The 255-nt window shown below is 63.1% G+C and carries 1 protein-coding gene; it reads right to left on the minus strand.

Going from position 1 to position 255, the window contains the following annotated elements:
• The coding region (locus ACR9ZK_RS22640) for a hypothetical protein (protein ID WP_481344174.1) at positions 1-201 on the minus strand (201 nt) is incomplete at its 3' end.
• Between the last annotated feature and the right edge of the window lie 54 nt (positions 202-255).

A 255-nucleotide genomic window follows, 5' to 3' on the forward strand; every position in this document is an offset into this window, starting at 1 on the left:
GTAACGGGCACCACGGGACGCCTTGATCAGCGCTTGAGCGACGCGACCTGCACCTGGGTGTCGGCTTGCGCCTTCAGATGCGGGCGTGGCGCGCTGCTCGGCCCGACGCAGCCGGTAACCGCCGCGCTCGTGCTTGTCCTGCACGGAATTTGCCAGCCAGGCGGAAGTCAGCACGACGCTGCTGACGATCGCCCAGGTCATCGATTTGTGAATCAGTGGAGACATGAGAAAGCAATGGCTTCCACGAACTAGGGA

The sequence above is a fragment of the Monashia sp. HAY1-5C genome (assembly GCF_056755255.1).